The following is a 514-nucleotide window of genomic DNA, read 5'->3' as shown; positions in this document are numbered from 1 at the left end:
GGCGCCGCCACGGCTCTCGCCGGCGTAGGCGACCACGTCCAGGGTGGACATGACCAGGCCCGCACCGTTGCCGATGATGCCGACCTCGCCGTCGAGCTTGACGTAGTTCAGGCCCTTGGCCTTGGCCGCGACCTCGAGGGGGTCCCCCTCCGCGGCGAAGGTGAGGCTCTCCAGATCCTGGCGGAACTCGGCGTTCTCGTCCAGGGTGACCTTGCCGTCCAGGGCGACCACGCGGCCGTCCGCGGTCAGGATGAGCGGGTTGACCTCGACCAGGGTGGCGTCCTTGCCGGCGAAGGCGTCCCACAGCTTGGAGATGACCTCGGCCGCGCCCTGGGCGGCGGCCTCGGGCAGCTTGCCCGACCTGACGATCTCCGCGGCGACGTCGGCGGGGGCGCCGGTCAGCGGGTCGATGGCGATCTTGGCGACCGCGTCGGGGTTGGTGGCGGCGACCTCCTCGATCTCCACACCGCCCTCGGCGGAGCAGATCGACAGGAAGGTGCGGTTCGCACGGTCC

General features: G+C 71.6%; 1 protein-coding gene. It reads right to left on the bottom strand.

Features of this window, described 5'->3' with window-relative positions; all coding sequences use genetic code 11:
* Positions 1-514: ATP-grasp domain-containing protein (locus tag AC0T5L_RS27190; RefSeq protein WP_476168346.1), on the bottom strand; the 514-nt coding region annotated here is incomplete at both ends.

It is taken from the genome of Nocardiopsis sp. TRM 82005 (assembly GCF_056312425.1).
Note: the sequence above shows the minus strand (reverse complement) of the source record. Positions and strands in the feature narration are given on the sequence as shown.